Below are 22,245 nucleotides of genomic sequence, written 5' to 3' on the forward strand. Positions count from 1 at the left end.
CGTCTCGACAACAGAACCGTCCGATCCTTTTGAAATGCATGGTCGTGCATTTTGCACGACCATGCATTTCTTTTTGGGATCACAATATTGACGTTCAGTCCAAATGATACTGCTTTCGTTTACGCCATAATGTCGTGGCATTTATACCGAGAATTGCCGCTGCTCCCTCAAGCGAGCCGCAATGTAGCATAACCTCCTGAATATAACGCTTCTCCATTTCAGCCAGGCTGATAAGACACCGTTCTTCATCCTTGGCTGGATGCCGGTATTCGGCAATGTAAGGTGGAAAATCTCTCAGTTCCAGACGGCTGTTACTTGACAGCACTGCCGCCCGCTCCACAGCATGTTGCAGTTCGCGGACATTCCCCGGCCAAGGGTAACGCTGCAGCAGCTGCATATCGGTCTCATCGATATCTTTCGGTGGTATTGAATTGGCCAGACAGAAACGCCGGAGGTAATCTTCCAGCAGAAGTGGAATGTCTTCCACCCGCTCCCGCAGGGGAGGAAGGAAAATTTCGATCACACGCAGCCGGAAATAGAGGTCCTTTCTGAAAATTCCATCCCGAACCAATTCCTCCAGATCTTTATTGGTAGCAGCAATTACCCGGACATCCACATTTAGCGTCCTGGGATCGCCCAATCGCTCAAATTCCTGGTACTGAAGGAAACGAAGCAATTTTCCCTGAACAACGGTGGGGAGTTCTGAAACCTCGTCCAGAAACAAGGTCCCCCTGTCCGCCATGCTCATCTTTCCAATCTTGTCCCGCATCGCCCCGGTAAAGGCACCCTTCACGTGACCGAACAAATCGCTCTCCAAGAGATTCTCCTGCAAGCCGGCACAGTCGACAGTGATAAATGGTTTGTTACCCCGATTGCTCCACTGGTGGATGAGCCTAGCCAGCAACCCTTTACCTGTACCACTCTCACCGCTTATCAGAACAATAGCGCTGGCTTTTGCCGCCTTTTTCGCAGTTTCAAGCACGTGTCGCATTCGTGGACTACGGGTAAGCAGTTCTCCTTCTCTGAAAATTCCTTTGAGTCTCGCGACTTCTTTTTTCAATACCCTGATACGCCCTATTTTTTCCAGCAGCAGGTCAAGCTGCCCAGGAACAAATGGCTTTGGCAGGTAATCAGCGGCCCCCATCCGAATGGCGCTCACAGCAGTCTCCACCGTGGCGTATGCGGTAATCACCACTATCTGCACGGAGAGCCCGCTGGCAATCATTTTCTCAAGAACCTCCATTCCGCCCACGTCTGGAAGATGCAGATCGAGTAGCACCAGATCGGGCTTCTCCTGCTTAAAGGTGGCGAGCCCTTCACTGCCGGTGCCGGCCTGCAAAACCGTGAATCCTTTCTCCGCAAGATAGATGCTGAGCGTCTGGGCGATATTTCTGTCGTCATCAATCAATAATGCTTTCTGCATTGCTGCTATCCTTATGCTCGGGAATCCAGAAGGTAAAAACAGTGCCCTGACCAGGCAAACTCTCTGCCTGAATACCGCCGCCGTGCTGTTCAATAATTTCCTTTACTATGGCTAAACCAAGACCGATAGTCCCCATCTTCTCTCTTTCGGCAAACTGGCTGTATCGTTCGAAGATATGGGGAAGATGGTCCGGGTCGATGCCGCAACCGTTATCCCGGCAGACAAAAACAAAGCTGCCAGACTGCCGGGTAACAGCGATAGTGATGACACCGCCCGAATCAGTATAACGTAGACCATTTCCCACCAGGTTGGTAAGAATCCAGGGAAAACGGGTGGTATCAAGAGTTATGACCGGCAAATCGGGCTCTATCTCCAGCACCAGGCTCACACCTTTCTCCTCAGCCTGCTTGACCAGCGGCCTCAGACTTGTATGTATCAACTCAGTAACCATGATCGGCTCCCGAACCGCCGGTCGGACCATTGCCTCCAGTCTTGCGATATCAACGAGTTCGTTCAGTAGCTTTGCCATTCGTTCACAGTCATCTGTTGCTGTATCGAGCAGCATGGAAATCTGTTCACCGGTCAGACGATCCCGCCGGTCATGGAGCAAATTTACACTCATGGTAAGCGACGTCATCGGTGTTTTCAGCTGATGGGAGAGATCGGCAATGAATCTGGTCCGCGCCTCCTCAGCCTGACGAACCTTATCTTTTTCCACTGCCAGAATGGCTGCATTATGCTGGTCATAACGGGACAAACTCTCGAAAAGTCGATTAAATTCTGCCGTCATAAGCCCTATTTCATCTTCACCTCGCACCGGCAAAAAAGGGTATCGCCCCCCTCTCTTATGGTTTGCAACGAGCTGGTCTGTGAGGTTTCTGATGGGTCGCGCAATCCGGCCAGAGAGCAGAAAACTGAGCAGGAGAATCAGCCCGATTGCCAACAGGAGAATAACAAGGGATTGTCTCTGGGCCCGCTTTGCCAGCTGGCGGGTCTGCTGTTCTGCCAATTCCATCCCTCGTTCATTCAGTTCCACCAAATCATTGAGCCTGATGACCATTTCCGATGTAAGAGAGGTGAACTCTCCGACATAACTTGGAAGATCATCAGTGTCATAGCGCGCTATAATCTCATTATATTTTTGATATTGGTACCAGAGATCCTCTACCAGCCGCTTTTCACCACGCTCGGCAATATGCAAACGGCACGTTTCAAGTGCCCGGCCAAGATCCCGGCTGCTATGTGTTGTTTGATTCGGATTACCTTCACCGAAAAACTGGGAAAGCAAAATATTTCGGTTGGTTTCAAGAATATTCGCAGCCTCCTGAGCAGCTTTTATCGACCTGTAATTCCGGGCCATAATCTGCTCAGCGCTCTGCCCAAGATCACTTAAATGCCGATAATTTATCACTGCCACCAGAATGAGTGCCATGACCGGCAACAGGCTTATAGTGAAGATTTTGGTTCTGATAGATCGCCAATCGGCTCCGAAAGCGGTCATAGACAGTTTCCGCAAAAAAGAATGTCTCAAGGAGAAGAAAGCCGGGCACGGCTCTAAAAGAGAGAGGCTGTTCTTTCAAACAACGATAGGATGAAAGTATTGTACTCTGCTTTATCCTATCCTTTCGCCTCATTTTCAGCAAGTGGATCATCAGATGCGGGATCTGAAGGGCCTTGCCAGTGAGTGCGTAGACTTTAAAAAAAAAGGGCTGCTCCAGATGATCTGAAGCAGCCCGTTAACATCCCCTCACGGGTGATACTATTTTTTTCGCCCTCTTCGTGAAATACTGGCAAGGCCGACAAGTCCTGCACCCAGCAACATCATGGTTTCCGGCTCCGGGACGGGTTCGCCGATAAGCTGGCTCTGTCTCAAGATGCCATTTGCATCAACCAGGTTCAGCACCTTCACTACGCCATTGAAGCTATAATCTGTTTGTCTCAAAACCAAGCTATACAGAGCATGAGAAGCATCCTTGCTAACCTTCAGGTCGACCCACTCTCCATCAGTCCATTCATCTTCCAGATACCAGATGGTATTCTGAACCGCGTTTGCTTTTGTATTGGCCGCCCAATTCTCAGCGCCGTTTATATTCGACCAGATATTCCCAAACATGTAATTAGCATAGAGCCATTTGGTTTTTTTACTGACAACATCCTTAAAATCTTCCGCCCCACCAACTCCACCATTTGCGGCAAAATCATCAACCCCGGTAATCTTATATGGATGAGGCGAGGTATCACTCAGAGAGATATACTCATTTCTCTCAAGACAAAAACCTGTATAGTCAATCCCTGATTCAGTGACCTCGATCCTGAAAGCCCCGCCACCTGTGGTACCAGGACCATCAAAAAGCTTAACTGTCTGTCCTGTTACTGGCAGCGCATTAGCATAATTAAATGGCAACAAAAATGCGGCTACCAACAATGCAACTTGCATATGTATATTTTTCATAGAACCCCCAAACCCCCTAAATTTCAAACATCTGCTCGATATATTCTGCTCCTGATGAACTTTCGTTTTATAGTACATCACAGTTAACAATTTTCATTAATGATTCCTATTATCTAATAGAAATAGTCAAGTTGAGTAGTCATTGCAGAATCGGCTTTGCAACTTCTACATCAGGTGGTGTAATCTGATAACAGCGTTATGAAGATAACTCAACCAAATGGATATCGAATCTCCATTTATTTGGATTTATTAAATATATTTTCAGCAACCTCAAACTTTGATGCATGAAGAGTGACACATTCCTCATAGATCCGGCCCTGCCTTTTGTTGAGTGCCGGTATTCGAAAAGTAGCCAATCACTTTTCAAACCGCATATGCACTCTACAGTCAGCATCGGAGCCGTTGATCAAGGACAGGTGCAGTACACGGTCGGCAACGACATCGCCACCCTCATCCCCGGAGCACTGGCTTTGATAAACCCGGAGGCGCTCCATTCCTGCAATACCCTCAACTCTGCTGAACGCAGCTATTACATGCTCTATCTCGATATTGACTGGTGTCTGACGGTGCAGAAATCGCTCTGGGAGGTCGATCATTTCATCCCGTTTGCGGCTATCCGGATTGACGATTCTGCTCTCTATCAACAGTACTGTTCGACTGCAGAACAACTGTTCGCGCCTGACATCCATCTGCAGGAAAAGGAGCAAATCCTTGTCGAGCTGGCCAGTGCAGTTTTTCTTTTGGGTTGCAGCCCGCAGAATGCAACAGAACAGATATCCGGCGATATCGACTTGCTGAAACGAATGTTACAGGAAGACCTTCATAAAGACCTCACTCTCAACTCTCTTGCAGCTTCACTTAACGCAAACCCTTACACCTTGCTCAGAAAATTTAAGGCAGAAACCGGCATAACTCCTCACGCATACCGGATGAACTGCCGAATCAACCTGGCCAGAAAATATCTGAGTGAAGGAAAGGACATCACTGATACGGCTCTTGAATGCGGCTTTTTCGATCAAAGCCACCTGCATCGGCATTTCAAGGCCATGACGACCGTCACCCCACAGGAATACCGCGTCAATTTCATACAATAAACTCTTTTGAAAAGTTCCTATCATTCTCCCATACAAAAAGGAGATTGATATGGAATTCATATGTATTGCCACTGCACATTTTCTTGCCCTCTTGAGTCCCGGTCCAGATTTTTTTCTCATCCTCCAGGCCGCTCTCAGATTGCCGCTTCGTTACGGTATTGCCATCTGCGTTGGTATCGCTGTAGCAAACGGTGTTTACCTGCTCCTGGCTGTTTTAGGTCTTGAAGCAATCAGCAGCTGGGACTGGCTTGTTGCGCTCCTTCGTTACGGTGGGTCCTGTTATCTGATTTATCTTGGTATTCTCCTGTTGAGAGCCCCCCGTCAACAACCGGCCAACCAGGCAGGCAGTCATCCATTGGGGCAACAGCATCTCGGCCGCCAGTTCATCCTTGGCTTTCTCTCAGGTATTCTCAATCCGAAAAACATGATCTTCTACCTTTCACTTTTCACCGCCATGGTCTCAGCCGAAACCGGTTTTATAACCCGATGCCTTTATGGATTGTGGATGACCTCAGTGGTACTGTGCTGGGATTGTTTACTTGTACTGCTGGTGCAACGGACAAGGTTCATTTCCATTTTGCGTACCAAGATCTTCTATCTGGAAAAGGCATCAGGCACAGTGTTTGCCTTTTTAGGTATGACCTTGCTATTGAACTAAAGATCACCGCAACTCCTTTTGATAAATAGGGATTGCAACTCACCCCTGCTGCATGGTAGGATATTGGGGTTGTTTGAACACCGTTCTTCAGATAGGCAATTACGATATCTTAGGGGTGGGTTCCGGTAAACTTGTCATGTTTCCATAGCATTTCATCATCTACCGTTGAGCAAATGAAATCACCCCACTTTACCGCTGATGCGAACAGGTGTGTTAACCTCGCAACCTAGCGCAATAGAAAGACATGCCATGCCTCACTGTCAGTATCAGATCCTACGCTGACAGGAGAATCTTCCGTTCGTCCATGTTGAGGGAGCAGTCATGACAGAGAGTTGCATAGTATCGAACACTGTATCGCCGTCCCACGGTGTTCAGAAAAATTCTCCTGGCACAGCCAGTGGTAAAACTGTCAGTACCCGTAGCGAAGAACCACCTCGCCGCTCCCTCTCCATTCTCATAGCCGAAGATGAACCTATCAGCAGGCTATTTCTCTCCAGAGTACTTGCAAAACTTGGCCACGAAGTCCGATCTGCCAAAAACGGTCAGGAAGTCCTCACGATTTTGCAAGACAACGAATCCTTCGATGTCTTGCTTACTGACATCAAGATGCCACAGATAGACGGGGTTGAGTTGTCACGGATTCTGCGCTCAAGTGAAAAGTACAGTCATCGTAATGGGCTTTCTATTATCGCCATGACAGCATTCGCGAGGCCGGGTGACAAGGATGTCTTTCTGAAAGCGGGCATGGACGTCTACCTTCCCAAACCCATTGACGGAAGATTGCTTGAGATAATTCTTGAGAAGGTTTCTGGAAAGTCTCAGTAATTCGCAATCCCCAGTTTTAGGCCACGTCATTCTCAAGCGAAACGGAATAGCTCTTTTCTCCCCCCACCCAGAGATTACCACTGAATTTTTAGCAGTGTTTATTTATCATGGATCTCCATGTGTTGTAACTCGCTACTATCTCAGCCGCTTCGGGATTTGGATTAAAACTGTCGATAGTGTCGTGAAGTGATGTAAGCTTTTCAATATCTTTGAAGATGCCGATTTCTAGCCCAGCCATATACGCTGCTCCCAGTGCTGAAACTTCTTCGATTCCAATTGTGACCACCTTTACACCGAGTAAGTCCGCAATCATTTGCATGAGCCAGCGGTTACTGGACATCCCTCCATCGACTTTCAGTTCAGACAAGATGATACCGCTGTCTTTTTCCATGGAAGAGATAACATCTTTTACCTGATAGGCGACAGATTCAAGAGCTGCCCGGATTATGTGGTTTTTGTCAGCGCCAAAAGTGAGTCCGACAATTGATGCACGGGCATCCATTTTCCAATGCGGTGCACCCATTCCGCTAAATGCCGGGATGAGATAGACCCCTCCGTTGTCATCCAAACTGCGTGCAATGGCTTCAGTCTCAGCGCTTGAGGAGAGAAGTCCCAACTGATCCCTCAGCCATTTGATGGTTGCTCCGCAGGTTACGATGATTCCTTCCAGGGCGTAATCAAGCCTATTCTCCATGCTCCAGCAAATAGTTGTGACCATGCCGTGAGCTGAGGTGGACGGAGACGAGCCTATGTTGCAGAGTATGGATGAGCCGGTGCCAAGGGTTGCTTTGGCCTGACCCGGTTGAAAACACCCCTCACCAAATGCTGCGGCATGAGAATCGCCTATCATCCCGGTAATTGGGATTGGTTTCGGGAAAATACCGCCAAAATCAGATGAACCAAAACTATACGAAGAAGGCACAGCCTTGGGGGTGCGTATTCCTTCAGCGCCAAACGCCTTAATAAGTACTTCATCCCAATCAAGGGTGTGGATGTTGAAGAGGAGCGTTCGTGCTGCATTGGTGAAATCAGTCAAATATGATTGACCTGCGGTCAGTTTGAAAAGAAGCCAGGTGTCGATGGTGCCAAAAAAAGCTTCCCCACTGGTGACAGCTTCTTTCACCCTGGGAGAGTGTTCGATCATCCAGGCAAGTTTTGCTCCGGAGAAGTATGGGTCCAGAAGGAGGCCGGTGCGTTTCTTGATCTCATCTTCGACCTCGGTCCCTTTCAGCCTTTCGCAAACTGGAATCGAGCGTTTGCATTGCCAAATAATAGCATTGCATAAGGGGGTTCCCTTCTTATCCCAGAGCAAAAACGTTTCCCGCTGATTTGATATACCGATTGCATCAATTTGGTTTAATACTTCCGGGTTGCTGTGTTTCGCCTCGGCGATGCAGAGATTAACGGAAGCAAGTGTGTTCTCATACAGTTGAACAGGATCCTGCTCAACAAAGCCTGGTTGAGGAAAGAGTGATAGAGATTCCACATTCCCCCTGGCGATGATTTGAGCTTTCTTATCAAAGAGGACGGTCTTGGTCCCGCTGGTTCCTTGGTCGATGGTCAGAATGAGTCCACTCATGCGGCTTTCGTTTGCTCCCTTTATTTGATCATTTCCTTTGCAGTTCTGGCAACACTTGCAGCGTCGATGCCAATGTGCTTACGCATCTCATCGCGTGGTCCGGATACTGCAAATTTCCCTTCGGGAAAACCAAGGCGCTTAAGGCGGCATTGAATCCCATGTTCTGCGATAATCTCAGAGACAAGGCTGCCAATTCCACCGTGCTGGCTGTGCTCCTCAACTGTTATCGCAAGCGATGTTTTGCAAAGAGACTCAACAATTTTACTTGGTTCAAGTGGCCGGATAGATGGAAGGCTGATGATATCAGCACTGATCCCATCTTCTTGAAGGAGTTTGCCCGCTGCAACTGCTTCATGTGCCGTGGAGCCCATGGCAATAATTGTTATATCGTTCCCGAGTCGCAATATGTCAGGTTGGCCGGGACGGAAAATATAACCTTCATCATGAATGTTTGGCAATTTTGCGCTGTCCATTCGAATATAGACAGGCCCGACATAATTTAAAGCATAGGCAAAAACCTGCCTGGCTTCAATGCCGTCAGAGGGGGTAAAGATTAAAATATTGCCAAACCCTCTCATGATCGACACATCATCTATTGCATGATGGGTGCTGGCAAGAGGACCGTAACATACGCCGGCATTAAGTCCCATGAGTTTGACGTTGCTATTCGAATAACAAACGTCGTTTTTCACCTGTTCATTGGCACGGTGAACAAGGAATGGCGCTGCATTGGCTGTTACAGCAACAAAACCACCAAGAGCCATGCCGGCTGCAGTGCCGATAAGGCTTTGTTCAGCAATACCCACATTGATCAATCTATCCGGAAACTCCTGCTTGAACGGGGCGATTTTAGCAGTAGAGGTCGAGTCACTCACCAGCACCGCAATGTTCAGACCTTGACGAGTCAATGATGTAAGACTGTCAACCATGACGTCCCTGAGATCTTGTGCTACGGAATTACCTAACATGACAATTCCTCCATTGCTCGTGACAATTCTTCATCAGTGGGAACCTTGTGATGCCAGCTTGGCTGGTTTTCAATGAAGGAGACACCGCAACCTTTGGTGGTTCTGGCAAGTATTGCTTTTGGTTTGCCATTTGGCGCCAGCGATTCAATGGTGCTGATAATCGCTCCCGGATCGTTACCATTAATTTCTAGATATTCCATGCCAAATGCCTCGAGTTTTTGACCAAGTGGCTCCAGAGCAACTATGTTTTCTGTAAAATCTGCAAGCTGAAGATTATTTCTGTCAATTATCCAGATCAGATTGTCGAGTTTGTAATGGGATGCAGTCATTGCCGCCTCCCAGTTAGACCCTTCCTGTAACTCTCCATCACCGGTCAGCACGTAGACCTTATAATCAAGGTTTTGTTTTTTGGCAGCTATTGCCATCCCTACGCCGATCGGCAGGCCGTGGCCAAGGGCACCGGTATTCACTTCAACAAAATCATTTTTTTGCCGTACCGGATGTCCAGGAAGTTTCGAATCAAACTCAAGATATGTTCCGAGCAAATTTTTATCCAGAAGACCGGCCTGCATCAGGGTGCAATAGAAGCCTCCCACGCCATGACCTTTGCTGAGAATGAAACGGTCTCTTTGGGGATCTCGCGGATTTTCTTTTGTGTATCTTAGCAGTCGAAAATATAACGAAGCGAGGATGTCGGCTTCAGAGAGGTCTGCACCGGTGTGACCCTGTCCTGCGCCATGGTTCATCTTTAATACGTTTTTACGTATCTCTTTAACTTCATGTAATATTTCTTCAGTATTAAACTCAAAAGGATTGTTCATCACCTTCTCCTTTTATGTATGTTTCGTAAATTGATAGCTTTCGATAATTTTGCTTTTACATCAATACGAAAAAAATAGCAAGTCCTGTTGCTGTTGACTCGCTCAAGCGTTATGGTTGCAAGTAAGATATTGATATTAGGCTTTAATGCTTATTTGTTGCCCTTTTGTGGAAATTGGTCTAACAGGCTGTTGACTTTTGCATGGATTTGTGTAATTTTTCTTTTATTGTTTCATTCGTAAAAAATCAAAAACAAGGAGAAGGAACATGAAAAAAATGCTAGCTGCTGGTGTAACATTTTGTTGTTTCTTAACTGCTTCAATGGTCTATGCCGGAGGGCTAATCGTGGCCATCACGCCATCCCCCGACAACCCATTTTTCAAGTCTGAAGCAGTCGGTGCGGAAGCCAAGGCAAAGGAGCTTGGCTATGAAGCACTGTTGTTGGTCCATGATGACGATGCCAATAAGCAAAGCGAGCTGTTCGATACAGCCATTGCCCGTGGGGCGAAGGCGATAATTCTTGATAACGCAGGTGCAGACGCCTCGATAGCACCTATCGAAAGAGCAAAGAAGGCTGGCATCCCCACCTTTCTGATTGACAGGGAAATCAACAAAACTGATGTAGCTATCGCCCAGATTGTTTCCAATAACTATCAGGGTGCCAAGCTCGGTGGTGAAGAATTCGTCAAGCTCATGGGAGAGAAGGGGAATTTTGTTGAATTGGTCGGCAAAGAGTCTGATACCAATGCCGGCATTCGTTCTCAGGGATATCACGATGTTATCGATCAGTATCCTGATTTGAAAATGGTAGCTCGTCAAAGCGCAAACTGGAGCCAAACCGAAGCCTACGAGAAGATGGAATCAATAATCCAGGCAAACCCGGACATTCAAGGTGTTATCTGTGGCAACGACACCATGGCAATGGGTGCGATGGCAGCACTTAAAGCTGCCGGAAAAGGCGATGTGATTGTTGTTGGCTTTGACGGATCCAATGATGTGCGTGATTCAATTCTTGCCGGAGATATTAAAGCGACCGTTCTTCAGCCCGCATACAGAATTGCTGAGATGGCTGTAGAGCAGGCTGATAAGTATTTGAAAACAGGTTCAACAGGACTTCCTGAGAAGCAGCTGATGGATTGTGTTCTTATCAACAGTGAAAACGCCAGTAAGCTTGAAACCTTCGCACTCAAGTAAAACCCTCTTCAGGGTACCTTAAATGAGTCAGCGAACAGTAGCTTATACCAATTGTTCGCTGACTCATACCTGCTTGCCTAAACCCACTAACATCGCCCTCTTTAGCTGAAGGATATTATGAAGAGCATTAATAGGTCGGGTGATCGCTTCATCGCTCAGATAGTTCTTTTTATCTGTATTTTCGCCATTTCATCCTGCACGATAGTCCCTGATGAGGAGAAGTCGGAAGAAAATGATGGAAAAATAGATATTTATTTTGCCAGCGGCACTTTCAAGGCAGACGAATATGCTGAGAATATATGGGGGAAGAGGGTCGTTCCATTTTTCAAAGAAAAAAGCCTGCCTTTAGAGACTCTTCTCCCGGTTTGGCATAAGGACCAGCAGGCCGCAGGAAATGAGTTCGGCTATCGTGAAAAAGCTGAAGGAAGCCCCTGGAATTTCAGGGTCAAAGGAAGCGGCAACGTGGTGGCCGTTAACACTCAATCCAGAGCTTCAACTATTGATGTTGATTTGATTCCATGCGATGGAACTTCAGACCTGGTGCTGCAGATCGGCCCTGTTTTCAAGGGCAGTTCGATCAGGGATTCCCTCGATTTTATCTCGTTTACGGATTTCACCAATCAGCTTGAGTTTGCCCAGCTGTCAAATGCTCTGAATAAAATTGTGGGTAAAGAGGTTACCAGCACTCTGGATCGAGATAACCTGATGGGCAAAAAAGTCTCATTTACCGGGGCATTTACCCAATTGCAGGATTCTGATCTGGTACGTGTCACACCAGTCTCCCTTGAAGTTGAGTAGGGCGTGTCATGAGCGAAAACGAGAACGGAAATATTATACTGAAAGCTCGAGATATCACAAAGCTTTACCCCGGAACTGTTGCCTTGAACGGCGTCGATTTCAATGTGTACCGGGGCAAAGTGAATGTGCTGGTCGGTGAAAATGGTGCTGGAAAATCCACGCTCACGAAAATTCTTGCCGGTGTCGAGGTGCCGACCAAAGGGGTGCTGCAGCTTGAAGGTGAAGATGTTCGCATTCAGTCATTCCATGATGCTGCCTCTTACGGAATTGGAATGATTCATCAGGAGCTGAACCTGTTTCCGAATATGAATGTTGCAGAGAACATTTTTGTTGCGAGAGAGATAGCAACTGCTGGCATTCATATCGACCACAAAACTCAAGTTGAACATGCCCAAAAGCTACTGGACCGGCTTGAAGCAGATATTGATGCCACTGCCCAGGTTGCTGATCTGCGTATTGGCCAGCAGCAGATGGTTGAGATCGCCAAGGCACTCGCCCTGGATACTCGTATTCTTATCATGGACGAGCCAACCTCGGCTCTTTCAGCTGCGGAGGTGGATGTCCTTTTCCGCGTGATCGGAGACCTGAAGAAGCACGGTGTTTCAATCGTATATATTTCTCATCGCCTGGAAGAGCTGGTCAAGATAGGAGATTATATTACGGTTCTGCGTGATGGAAATCTCATGCAGGAGGCGCCGATGAAAGATATCGATGTCCCCTGGATCATCGCAAATATGGTTGGCGATGATAACGATCGTGAAATCAAGCATGCAAGTACATCTACCGGAGAAGAGGTGCTACGGGTTGAAAATCTTCGCCTTGCCAGAGTGAGTGGCGGTTTCACCGTAGATCATCTGAATTTCACGCTTTGCAGGGGGGAAATTCTCGGTATTTACGGACTTATGGGGGCTGGCCGCTCAGAATTGTTCGAGTGTTTAATGGGGTTGCAGAAAGAGGTGAAGGGGAACGTGTTGATTGAAGGGAAAGATATCACCATCGGTACCGTGGATGATCATATCAGGGCCGGACTTGCCCTTATCCCTGAAGATCGGCAGCGTGAGGGGCTCGTTCAGGTTTTAGACGTCAGTAACAACATGACGTTGTCAAGTATACGGAAATTTCGCAAATGGATTCACATCCAAAACGATAAGCTCAAAAAAGCTGTCCACACAATGATCAGCGATCTCTCAATCAAGGTTGCCAGCCCCCAGGTACTTATCAGCTCACTTTCCGGTGGCAACCAGCAAAAAGTCGTTATTGGCAAGGCATTGTTGACCGAACCGAAAGTGCTCCTTATGGATGAGCCAACCCGGGGCATTGACGTAGGTGCAAAGGGTGATGTGTTCGGGATCATGAATAAGCTGGCCGCTCGTGGCCTCGGTATTATATTTGTCACCTCCGAACTCAAGGAGATCATGGCAATTTCTGATCGCATCATGGTTATGAGCAAAGGGAAAATTACCGGTGAATACCTGCGGGAAGAGGCAACCGAAGAAATGATTGTTGCTGCATCGGCCAGTGGACATAAAGTTACAGAGCACTCACTGCATTAATTTTCGATTGAGGAGATTCACCGTGAACATCAACACCGTATCTGGAACTGCAGGGAGTGTTAAAAGCAATAACCTCCAGCTTGGCATGCTGCTCCTGAAGCTGCGGACCTTTATTGCTCTCTTTCTGGTAGTCGTCTATTTCAGCATAATGGCGCCCAATTTCCTGTCGATGGCAAACATGCTTATTATGGTGAAACATGTCGCCATTTATGCATTTCTTGCTATCGGTATGACATTTGTCATAATAACAGGCGGAATTGACCTTTCTGTAGGGTCCATTGTTGGTCTTGCCGGAATGGTTGCAGGTGGTCTCATCTATAACGGCTTGCATATACCGTTTATGAATGTGACCATCTATTTTCACCTTCCCATGGTCATTCTTATCACCCTGGCAGTCGGAATAGCATGTGGAGCACTGAACGGTTTTCTGATAACCAGGTTTAAAGTAGCACCATTTATTGCAACCCTGGGCCTGTTGTATATTGCAAGGGGTGCTGCTTTGCTTCTGTCCGATGGGAAAACATTTCCGAATCTCGTTGGCAGTGAAAAGCTTGGCAATACCGGTTTCCCCTGGCTTGGATCGGGAACCATCCTTGGCATTCCTTTAAGTATCTGCATCCTTGTTGTTCTCGGGCTTGCGGCAGCCTACCTCGCCAAATGTACTCCACTCGGCCGTCATATTTACTCGGTAGGTGGCAATGAGAGAGCTGCCTTGCTCTCTGGCGTTCGAGTGAACAGGGTAAAAATGTTTGTCTATATGTTCGCTGGATTTTGTGCAGCGATAGCTGGCTTGATCATTGCTTCACAGCTGGTGGCATCGCACCCGGCCTCCGGTGAGACATTCGAGCTTACCGCAATTGCTGCCGCAGTTCTGGGTGGAACGTCGCTTGCCGGCGGTCGCGGGACCATCGGCGGTACTATTATCGGGGCCCTGGTTATCGGTGTTCTCGGAGACGGCATGGTTATGATGGGGGTTAGTACATTCTGGCAGATGGTAATTAAAGGCATAGTTATCGTGGCAGCAGTTGTAGTTGACCAGTTCCAGAGAGATTTACAAAGCAGAGTAGCCTTGGCGGAAGATTAAACGGAGACACATTGTCATGAAAATTATAGATAAGAAGAGCTGTTTGGGTGTAATTGTCGGTACTCGTGGTTTCTTCAATCCCATTCTGTGCGGATCTGCAAGAAAAGAACTGTTGGCATCACTTGACGCTCTTTCGATTGATTATGTTATCGCACCGGAGGACGCAACTCCCCATGGTGCGGTTGAAACAATCGAGCATGCCAGACTGTATGCCAGACTTTTCCGCGAAAATGCCGAACGCATTGACGGCGTTCTTGTCATCCTGCCCAACTTTGGGGACGAGCTTGGAATTGTTCAGACACTGGATCTGGCTAAACTTGGTGTGCCGGTGATGGTTCAGGCCTGCAATGATGATGTGGATAAGGTTGATGTCTTTTCAAGAAGAGATGCTTTCTGCGGCAAAATATCTGTGTGTAATAATCTGTATCAGTATGGAATCCCTATCACGGACACAACACTGCACACCTGCGATATCAAAAGCCCTGAATTCCAGAATGACCTCAAACGATTTGCAGCTATATGCAGAACTGTAAAAGGGCTTTCGTGCGCCAGAATAGGTGCCATTGGTGCCCGACCAGCGGCTTTCCAAACGGTGCGCTATAGCGAAAAGATTCTTCAGGCTCATGGGATCACCGTTGTCCCTGTGGACTTGTCGGAAATTTTTGCAGCAGCAGCAAAATATGACGATGACGCCCAACTGGTCAAAGAAAAACTCGCAGAAATAAAAGCGTATGGCAATATTCCTGCCAGAATCCCATCAGAGCAGATACTGCGGCAGACGAAATTTTCCGTAGCAGTTAATGACTGGATGGCACGTAACGAATGTGTCGCAAGCGCTATCCAATGCTGGACATCCATGCAGGACAACTACGGCTGCGCATCATGCCTCACCATGAGCATGATGGGAGAAAACTCAATGCCAAGTGCCTGTGAAGTAGATGTCACCGGGGCCGTCTCCATGTATGCTCTCCTGCTTGCATCCGGGAATCCGCCAGGTTTTCTTGATTGGAATAATAATTATGGCTCAGAAGAAAACAAATGCGTCAACACGCATTGTAGTAATTTTCCAAAGGGATTCATGGGGATAACCCCTGAAATTGCCGATCTCGATATTCTGGGCGAAACCCTCGGTCGTGAAAACTGTTTTGGGGCAGTGAAAGGTCATGTTGCCTCAGGGCCCATGACCTATTTCAGGATTTCCACCGATGACCCGAGGGGGAAAATCAAATCCTATCTCGGCCAGGGAAAATTCACCGATGATCCATTCAATATGGATGGCGGGATCGCGGTCTGCAAGGTTCCCGAGTTACGTAAGCTGCTCGCCCATATCTGTCAGAACGGTTTTGAGCACCATGTCGCTATGGTCAGAGGCCAGGTCGCTGATATTCTCGAAGAGTCAATTGGGAAATATTTGGGATGGGACCTGTTCCATAACCGGTGATAACCTATTATTTTGTTTTGAAACTGAACGAATTTTCTTCGATCAAGATAAGCGGCGTGAAAGCTTTGAACAGTTTGCATTGCAGATAAAAAGGTGTATTGTGGGGGACTTGCGGCCAAGGTCAATTCGCAAAAAGAACTCAATCTGAATCTGTCTTTCAACAAAAACAAGGATTTTTTTATCGGGATGCTAGCAGAACAAAGGAGATTAAAAATTCTCGAGCTTATTCGAGAAGAGGGAGGCGCAAGAGTTAGTAGCTTGAGTAAGCTTTTTAACGTTTCGGAGCCCACAATCCGCCAAGATCTCGAAAAGCTTGAAGGAGAAGGTTATGTAACCCGTAAACATGGCGGGGCCTTTCTGAAATCTGTACCACAATTGGTGCAGACCATGACGCTCGAACATCTCGAGAACATGGATAAGAAACGGTTGATCGGACAAAAAGCTTCGGAATATGTCCATCACGGGGAGACTATTATTCTCGATGCCGGGTCTACCACGACGGAGATGATTGAAGGACTAGCTCTCAAGCAGAACCTGAAAATTATTACTAATGCTTTAAATATTGTTTTGCGTCTCGGTGCTATTCCAAACTGTACCGTTTTCTCATCTGGGGGGCAATTCAAGCCTCCGACTCTTTCCCTTTCCGGTGAAAAAGCTGCTGATTTTTTTACCGATGTGCATGCTTCCAAACTTTTTCTCGCAACCGGCGGAATTTCGTTTGATGCTGGCCTGACATATCCTGGATTTAACGATTTATATGTGAAAAAGGCTATGATAAAGGCAGCAAAGGAGGTCTTTCTGTTAGCCGATTCAACGAAAATCGGGAAAGTATCATTTGCCTCTTTAGGCGGTCTGGATTTGATTGATTATTTTATTACAGACAAGTCCATAAAAGATGAAGACAGACTCCGTTTCCAGGAAATGGGAGTAGAAGTGATTATTGCAGAATAATTGATTTCCTTATTTTTACTTTGTCACATTTCCCAGTCTCCGCCAGGCATAAACTGAATCCACAAACAGATGTTTGCTTTTGCCAAAGTCCAACAGCCATCAGTCGAAGAACTTCCTCCTGAGTCACATCCCGGCGTAACAGAAAATACGGGTTTCCAACATGAAGAGCGCTGGCACAACCATTGCGATGTGGTGGTGCCAAGCTCACCAACCACAGTTCTGGTGTTTATCCATTCTGGCCAAGCCCTTGGCATCCTAAAAGAACGTTCGACAAAATAACACAGGTCCTTCATGTATTCGAATCTCTCGAGTGTTGTCTAGGCCGGGATGTTGTAGAAAGATCATCTGGCCCTTTCCAAAACTATCCTCTCAAAGAATTTTTCTGCCTTCAACGCTAGACAATAACAAATAGAATTGATTCAGAATATTGTCTAACTTCATGCCAGGCCAGCAGGTTTTCCCCTGTCTTTGGAGATCTGCGATTTTGTAAAAGGGTGTGGAATTGCCTACAATGGAAATACACGATGTTGGTACTTTCCTTTTTCAGATGGCTTTTATGAAGATACGAACACAGATATCGATCTATCTTGGCCCCTTCATCCTGATCGTCATCAGCACCATCTTTTTTCTAAACTATCACTTTGTCCGTTCTTATCTCAGGGAAAATGCCAACATCGAGCTGCAAAAAACTGAGCAGAACATGCATCGCGCTGCCCAGGAACTGCTCAGCACCGCAATCAGTAATTATCTGCGAGCCATAACTGAAAAAAATCTTGAATTTATTGAAGAACAATATGCCCTCTATCGTCTCGGAAAACTTACAGAAAGGGAAGCTAAAGATAAAATTCAGATGCATTTCAACCTGCAGACCGTCGGCAAGAGTGGTTATCTCGTAGCTGTCAAAGAAATGAACAGTCAACTCTTCCTCGACCTCCATCCTTTTCTCCCGGGGAGTAATTGCACTGCTACTGAAGGGTGTAAAACCTGGGCCGCCACACGTCATGGATTCACTGAGTACGACTGGAAAAATCCTGCAGATAACAGCTTTAGAAAAAAAGCTGCCTATGTACTCGAATTCCCCGAATGGAACTGGATCGTCGGAGCATCCTCATATCGGGATGAGTTTGTCGATCTTGTCGATGTCGAGGAGCTTGGCAGACTCATACGTCCAGTGCGCATCAACAAAAGCGGGTACTTCTTTCTCTTTGATGAAAAGGGCACAATCCTCCTTCATCCTGAGTTTTCCAATATTGACGGAACTGCGTTGGTCAACAGTAAGGGTGAAAACATTCTCACGCTTCTTCTGGCAAGCAGAGACGGTTACCTCACCTATCTCTGGAAAAACCCATCAGAAGAGACGGAACAACGTAAATACGCTTTTGTCGATAAGCTTGAAGGGTACAATTGGTATCTTGTCGCCACAGGGTATCTCAGTGAAATCTACGAACCGATCGAATACCTGAAAACCTTGACCATGGCAATGGTTTTGCTCATGGGAATCGCATTGTTTTATATCATCATCCGACTGAGCAACGTGATCTCAACGCCGCTTCATACCTTAAAAGACGGTGTTGATCTTTTCTACGCATATCGCGATCGTTTTCACTGGCAGCACCATAACATCGATGAGATCAATGTCCTCGGTTACGCTTTCTCCCGGATGTCCTCTGAGCTTAACCGATCACTGGCAGGACTTGAGGAAAAGAACCTTGAACTGAGACGTTCAGACCAGGAGAAGGAGAAAAACAGACTTTTCCTTGACAGCATGATCAACTCAATGCCTTCAATCATTATCGGTGTTGACCAGATACTGTGTGTGACCCTGTGGAATGCACAGGCGCAGCTCGCAACAGGATTACACCCTGAAGAAGCACACGGCAAGTTACTGTTTACTGTTTTTCCTGAAATGTCTGAGCATCAGGAACAATTGCAGAGATCGATTGGTGAGAAAGCTCTTCTCGTGTTGCCCTATTTTCGAACTGACGAGTTTGGTAAAACAGAATATTCAGAGATCACAGTTTCACCATTGTTCTCACCTCAGAAGGCCGGAGCAGTCATCCGTATTGATCGAGTTACAGACCGTATCGAGATGGAACAACGGCTGCGCCAAAGCCAGAAGATGGATGCTGTCGGACAGCTTGCTGGAGGCATCGCCCACGATTTCAATAACATGCTAAGTGGCATTGTTGGTTCCGCTGAGCTCCTGCGCCTGCGGGTTGGTCCCGAAAATCAGCAACTCGTTAAAATCATAACTGATGCCTCCATTCGAGCCGGCGAGTTGATCCAAAAGCTCCTCGCATTTTCACGCAAGGAACCGATCACCTTTGTATCTGTCAACGTGCATAACATCATTTCCGACACCACTGATATTCTTCATAGAACACTCGACAAGCGAATTTCCATAGAATCCCGTCTTGAGGCTGAGTCAACCACTGTCATGGGGGACTGGAGTCAGCTCCAGAACAGCCTGCTCAATATCGGCATAAATGCCGGGCATGCCATGCCGGATGGCGGAATCTTAACATTTTCTACAGCTAATATTGAGTTGGAAGAAATGTACTGCTCGAATATGCCTTTTGACATTACCCCCGGCACCTATCTGCAGGTGACAATTCGAGATACCGGCTGTGGCATCGCCAAGGAAAACCTCAAACGGATTTTTGAACCTTTTTTTACAACCAGAGAAATCAACAAGGGAACTGGACTCGGCCTTGCAGCAGTCTATGGTGCTGTCCAGCAGCATAAGGGGGCTATTACGGTTTATAGCGAAATCGATCATGGCACGGAATTCAGCTTATACCTCCCACTATCAAACGTTAAAGACACTGTTGAAAAGATACCTGAAGAGCTGGTATGTGGCGAAGGGTGTATACTGGTGGTGGATGATGAGCCAGTGGTTCGTATCACTGCGAAAAGCATGCTGGAGCGGCTCGGCTACTCCGTTCTCGAGGCAGAAAACGGTAAGGAAGGACTCGAAGTCTATAAACAGCACCAGCAACACATTTCGCTTGTGCTGCTTGACATGCTCATGCCTGTAATGGATGGCTCATCCTGCTTTTTCAATCTCAAAGCAATAGACCCTGATGTAAAAGTCGTCATCTCCTCCGGCTTTACCCGTGCTGCAGACCTCGTCAGCCTGAAAGAACATGGCTTATGCAATTTCATACGGAAACCTTATAGCATGACCCAGGTCAGCCAAGTCATCGCCCAGGCACTGAATCGCCCTACAGCTCTGTCAAAGACTCTTCAAGCACAATATTTGCCAGATACAACGACGCACACGACGCGTACAACCGAGCAATAGATCAACAACATCAGCGGATAGTTGAATATTTTTCGCATTTATCCAGGCAAAATGGTCGATCTGTTCTTGACAATTTAGGTCGATTGACCTAAATTGGCGATCAGTTGACCTTGAATGGTTGATCGTTTTTACAGATAACTATCAGTGATGCATTTCTATCAGGTGCATCATTTTTCATACACGAGACTCTTTCGAATCGCTTATCTCCCTACCCCATCTCTCTTAACAAGCGGTTCGCAAGTGGGAGGGGAAGGTTCTTAACCTTCCCCTCCCGGGTTTTTTGAGCACTCTCTTTCTGTATCCGCCTTATCGATGGCCCACTTCCGGACAACATCAAAAAGTACGATGATGAGAAGGTCCACCGCCACCCGCTCAGCCCTTATCGCCGCAGCCGGAGAACTTTTTGCCGAGTTCGGCTTCGAAGGTGTCAGTACCAGGATGATTGCTGATCGGGCCGACGTCAAACAGAGTGCTATCCACTATCATTTCGGCAGTAAGGAAAGTCTCTACACCGAAACCTGCCTCGCCGCCCACGCTCGCGGCAACCACACCACATTTTCCGATGTGCTGCAGGAGAACCCGCGGCTGATGGAAAGCCCAGAAGGACAGGCAGAAATTATCCGCACCACCGTTTTTCGCAAATTCCATGACCATTTCCGGCCGGATCGTCCCGAATGGGAGGCAAGACTTTTGCTGCGGGAAATCGCTTCACCAACTATTGCAATGTCCACCCTGATAGAAGTCATTTACCGGCCGGATAATGAAAACACGGCCCGCTTTTATCAATCTGTTCGACCAAAGGCATCGGATGCTGCCGCCGCCGCCTGGGCCGATCTTATCTACGGCCAGATCCTGCTCTACAGCATGGCGCGAAAAAGCATTGAAATGGCACGCGGCGAAGACGCTCTCAGCGAAAAATACTATCATACGGCCGCTGCCACCCTGGCACGGGCCATGATTCTCGAAGCCGGCCTACCATTGCCCACTGACCTGCAATAACAGATTATTTGAAACTTCTTTTCCCCACCTCAGGGAATTCTCTGCACCAGCTCCCTGATCGCACCAAACTCAACACTCTCCAGAAACTGCTCACCCAATCTGCGGCTCATGGTAACAGCTCGATTCCAGGCAGCTACCCGTTCGCTATCCCGGCCAGCCAGGCTGACGAAGTCACGGCGATCGGGAATACGGGAAAAAGGCAACTCTGCCACAAATTGCGGGGATGGGGCAAGCAGCAGGACATCGGCCAAACGACAACCGTCAGCGATACGGCTTTTGCGCCCTTTATCGAGCCAACCCAGAGTCACTTCCGAATAGAAATGCGGGTAGAGAACTATGCCTTTTTGACCGCCAAGAAAATCAAACGCTGGATGATAGTGGTATAGCCCGCCGTCACGGTAGGAGCCCGGCTGTGCTCCATGAATGGTGCGTACGCTTTTCATCACGCAGGGAATGGAGCCACTGGCAAGAACCGCCTGGCGGAAATTGGTGGTTGTCAGTTGAACCTCGCCACCAACAAATTCTTCAGAACCCAAAAACGGCGGCGAAGTACGTGGATCATAAAAGAGGGTCGGGGGGCAGAGCTTTTGAAACAGGCTGCGCGAAAATCGATTGGCGAGCCAGGCAGCTAGCAGGCCGGCCAGCTCTATCTGAGGGTGATCGGAGGCAAGCAACCCGCGACAGCGAACACTGGAGAGATGCAGACGGCAATACGGATGAGCCAACACCTCTTCAGGTACCCCCGGCCCCAGAAACTCCTCGAGTATCCGGCCAGTTTCACGTGCAACCTGCTCGGAGGTAATCTTCCCCTGGTAATATTGGTGAATGTAGGCCCTGGCCAAAGTGGTGAAACCATCTTCAGGGTCTCTGCGTGCCGCTGCCACAGATTTCCATGAACCGATAGATGTCCCATACAGATGGAGGGGTTGTGTTCGACCGGAAAACCACTGTCCGAAAATTGCGCTTTCCAACCCATGCAGCACCAGCCATTTGGCGGCACCAGATGCACCCACCACCATCTGGACCTCGTCCGGGCTGAGGCCATCTGCGCGAATGCGTTCATAAGCCCTATGACCAGCCAGAAACAGTAGATCGGAAGCCAT

18 protein-coding genes are annotated in these 22,245 nt (G+C 47.7%); 11 read left to right on the forward strand and 7 right to left on the reverse strand.

The genetic code is table 11. The features are described from left to right. Window positions 1-94: 94 nt before the first annotated feature. The 3 genes from BUF15_RS00765 to BUF15_RS00775 all read right to left on the reverse strand — a co-directional run bounded on the left by BUF15_RS00765 (window position 95) and on the right by BUF15_RS00775 (window position 3,875). The gene (locus BUF15_RS00765; RefSeq protein WP_073611529.1) at window positions 95-1,423 is read right to left on the reverse strand and encodes a sigma-54-dependent transcriptional regulator; all 1,329 of its coding nucleotides are present in this window, start codon (window positions 1,421-1,423) and stop codon (window positions 95-97) included. Continuing rightward, complete coding sequence (locus tag BUF15_RS00770) at window positions 1,401-2,924, reverse strand: sensor histidine kinase (protein WP_073611530.1); 1,524 nt, start codon at window positions 2,922-2,924, stop codon at window positions 1,401-1,403. The genes BUF15_RS00765 and BUF15_RS00770 overlap by 23 nt, the downstream gene beginning before the upstream one ends. A gap of 258 nt (window positions 2,925-3,182) precedes the next feature. Next, entirely contained in the window at window positions 3,183-3,875 is a 693-nt protein-coding gene (locus BUF15_RS00775; RefSeq protein ID WP_073611531.1) for a PEP-CTERM sorting domain-containing protein, read from the reverse strand. A gap of 284 nt (window positions 3,876-4,159) precedes the next feature. Between BUF15_RS00775 and BUF15_RS00780 the strand changes: the two genes are divergently transcribed. The 3 genes from BUF15_RS00780 (at window position 4,160) to BUF15_RS00790 (ending at window position 6,452) form a co-directional block, all read left to right on the forward strand. Beyond that, the gene (locus tag BUF15_RS00780) at window positions 4,160-4,969 is read left to right on the forward strand and encodes an AraC family transcriptional regulator (RefSeq protein WP_073611532.1); all 810 of its coding nucleotides are present in this window, start codon (window positions 4,160-4,162) and stop codon (window positions 4,967-4,969) included. Window positions 4,970-5,018: 49 nt separating this feature from the next. Continuing rightward, entirely contained in the window at window positions 5,019-5,627 is a 609-nt protein-coding gene (locus BUF15_RS00785) for a LysE family translocator (protein ID WP_073611533.1), read from the forward strand. Window positions 5,628-5,948: 321 nt separating this feature from the next. Further along, window positions 5,949-6,452, forward strand: coding sequence for a response regulator (locus BUF15_RS00790; RefSeq protein ID WP_073611534.1), 504 nt, complete (start codon window positions 5,949-5,951; stop codon window positions 6,450-6,452). A gap of 88 nt (window positions 6,453-6,540) precedes the next feature. Here BUF15_RS00790 and BUF15_RS00795 read toward each other — a convergent pair whose 3' ends face one another. From BUF15_RS00795 to BUF15_RS00805, 3 genes are read right to left on the reverse strand one after another with little or no spacing between them, the layout of a single operon-like run. Further along, complete coding sequence (locus BUF15_RS00795; RefSeq protein WP_073611535.1) at window positions 6,541-8,031, reverse strand: FGGY family carbohydrate kinase; 1,491 nt, start codon at window positions 8,029-8,031, stop codon at window positions 6,541-6,543. A 20-nt stretch (window positions 8,032-8,051) separates the two neighbouring features. Beyond that, entirely contained in the window at window positions 8,052-8,999 is a 948-nt protein-coding gene (locus BUF15_RS00800; protein ID WP_073611536.1) for a transketolase family protein, read from the reverse strand. Then, entirely contained in the window at window positions 8,993-9,820 is an 828-nt protein-coding gene (locus BUF15_RS00805) for a transketolase (RefSeq protein ID WP_073611537.1), read from the reverse strand. Before BUF15_RS00805 ends, BUF15_RS00800 begins: the two co-directional genes overlap by 7 nt. Window positions 9,821-10,139: 319 nt before the next feature. On the opposite strand from BUF15_RS00805, the gene BUF15_RS00810 reads away from it, so the two are divergent. The 8 genes from BUF15_RS00810 to BUF15_RS00850 all read left to right on the forward strand — a co-directional run bounded on the left by BUF15_RS00810 (window position 10,140) and on the right by BUF15_RS00850 (window position 21,142). Continuing rightward, entirely contained in the window at window positions 10,140-11,012 is an 873-nt protein-coding gene (locus BUF15_RS00810) for a D-ribose ABC transporter substrate-binding protein (RefSeq protein WP_407642590.1), read from the forward strand. Window positions 11,013-11,129: 117 nt separating this feature from the next. Then, the gene (locus BUF15_RS00815) at window positions 11,130-11,810 is read left to right on the forward strand and encodes a DUF2291 family protein (RefSeq protein ID WP_073611539.1); all 681 of its coding nucleotides are present in this window, start codon (window positions 11,130-11,132) and stop codon (window positions 11,808-11,810) included. An 8-nt stretch (window positions 11,811-11,818) separates the two neighbouring features. Beyond that, window positions 11,819-13,363: a sugar ABC transporter ATP-binding protein gene (locus BUF15_RS00820; RefSeq protein WP_073611540.1), complete on the forward strand. Its 1,545-nt coding sequence runs from the start codon at window positions 11,819-11,821 to the stop codon at window positions 13,361-13,363. 7 nt (window positions 13,364-13,370) lie between these two features. Next, window positions 13,371-14,447, forward strand: a complete 1,077-nt coding sequence (locus BUF15_RS00825) for an ABC transporter permease (RefSeq protein WP_407642587.1) — start codon at window positions 13,371-13,373, stop codon at window positions 14,445-14,447. Window positions 14,448-14,463: 16 nt separating this feature from the next. Beyond that, window positions 14,464-15,888: an L-fucose/L-arabinose isomerase family protein gene (locus tag BUF15_RS00830; RefSeq protein WP_073611541.1), complete on the forward strand. Its 1,425-nt coding sequence runs from the start codon at window positions 14,464-14,466 to the stop codon at window positions 15,886-15,888. Window positions 15,889-16,074: 186 nt separating this feature from the next. Then, window positions 16,075-16,839, forward strand: coding sequence for a DeoR/GlpR family DNA-binding transcription regulator (locus BUF15_RS00835; protein ID WP_073611728.1), 765 nt, complete (start codon window positions 16,075-16,077; stop codon window positions 16,837-16,839). A gap of 556 nt (window positions 16,840-17,395) precedes the next feature. Next, window positions 17,396-20,143 carry a cache domain-containing protein gene (locus tag BUF15_RS00845; protein ID WP_159441193.1) on the forward strand — a complete coding sequence of 916 codons (2,748 nt, stop codon included), beginning with the start codon at window positions 17,396-17,398 and terminating at the stop codon, window positions 20,141-20,143. A gap of 345 nt (window positions 20,144-20,488) precedes the next feature. Next, the gene (locus BUF15_RS00850; RefSeq protein ID WP_073611544.1) at window positions 20,489-21,142 is read left to right on the forward strand and encodes a TetR/AcrR family transcriptional regulator; all 654 of its coding nucleotides are present in this window, start codon (window positions 20,489-20,491) and stop codon (window positions 21,140-21,142) included. Window positions 21,143-21,171: 29 nt separating this feature from the next. On the opposite strand, the gene BUF15_RS00855 is transcribed toward BUF15_RS00850, so the two are convergent. Then, window positions 21,172-22,245 (reverse strand): hypothetical protein, encoded by a 1,074-nt coding sequence (locus BUF15_RS00855; protein ID WP_073611545.1) that lies wholly within the window; start codon window positions 22,243-22,245, stop codon window positions 21,172-21,174.

The organism is Desulfopila aestuarii DSM 18488, from assembly GCF_900143695.1.
Classification (GTDB): Bacteria; Desulfobacterota; Desulfobulbia; order Desulfobulbales; family Desulfocapsaceae; genus Desulfopila; species Desulfopila aestuarii.

Coding starts and splice junctions, on each gene's coding strand:
- BUF15_RS00765 (WP_073611529.1), bottom strand. CDS start 1,423: ATGCAGAAAGCATTATTGATTGATGACGACAGAAATATCGCCCAGACG.
- BUF15_RS00770 (WP_073611530.1), bottom strand. CDS start 2,924: ATGACCGCTTTCGGAGCCGATTGGCGATCTATCAGAACCAAAATCTTC.
- BUF15_RS00775 (WP_073611531.1), bottom strand. CDS start 3,875: ATGAAAAATATACATATGCAAGTTGCATTGTTGGTAGCCGCATTTTTG.
- BUF15_RS00780 (WP_073611532.1), top strand. CDS start 4,160: ATGAAGAGTGACACATTCCTCATAGATCCGGCCCTGCCTTTTGTTGAG.
- BUF15_RS00785 (WP_073611533.1), top strand. CDS start 5,019: ATGGAATTCATATGTATTGCCACTGCACATTTTCTTGCCCTCTTGAGT.
- BUF15_RS00790 (WP_073611534.1), top strand. CDS start 5,949: ATGACAGAGAGTTGCATAGTATCGAACACTGTATCGCCGTCCCACGGT.
- BUF15_RS00795 (WP_073611535.1), bottom strand. CDS start 8,031: ATGAGTGGACTCATTCTGACCATCGACCAAGGAACCAGCGGGACCAAG.
- BUF15_RS00800 (WP_073611536.1), bottom strand. CDS start 8,999: ATGTTAGGTAATTCCGTAGCACAAGATCTCAGGGACGTCATGGTTGAC.
- BUF15_RS00805 (WP_073611537.1), bottom strand. CDS start 9,820: ATGAACAATCCTTTTGAGTTTAATACTGAAGAAATATTACATGAAGTT.
- BUF15_RS00810 (WP_407642590.1), top strand. CDS start 10,140: ATGGTCTATGCCGGAGGGCTAATCGTGGCCATCACGCCATCCCCCGAC.
- BUF15_RS00815 (WP_073611539.1), top strand. CDS start 11,130: ATGAAGAGCATTAATAGGTCGGGTGATCGCTTCATCGCTCAGATAGTT.
- BUF15_RS00820 (WP_073611540.1), top strand. CDS start 11,819: ATGAGCGAAAACGAGAACGGAAATATTATACTGAAAGCTCGAGATATC.
- BUF15_RS00830 (WP_073611541.1), top strand. CDS start 14,464: ATGAAAATTATAGATAAGAAGAGCTGTTTGGGTGTAATTGTCGGTACT.
- BUF15_RS00835 (WP_073611728.1), top strand. CDS start 16,075: ATGCTAGCAGAACAAAGGAGATTAAAAATTCTCGAGCTTATTCGAGAA.
- BUF15_RS00845 (WP_159441193.1), top strand. CDS start 17,396: ATGAAGATACGAACACAGATATCGATCTATCTTGGCCCCTTCATCCTG.
- BUF15_RS00850 (WP_073611544.1), top strand. CDS start 20,489: ATGATGAGAAGGTCCACCGCCACCCGCTCAGCCCTTATCGCCGCAGCC.
- BUF15_RS00855 (WP_073611545.1), bottom strand. CDS start 22,245: ATGGCTTCCGATCTACTGTTTCTGGCTGGTCATAGGGCTTATGAACGC.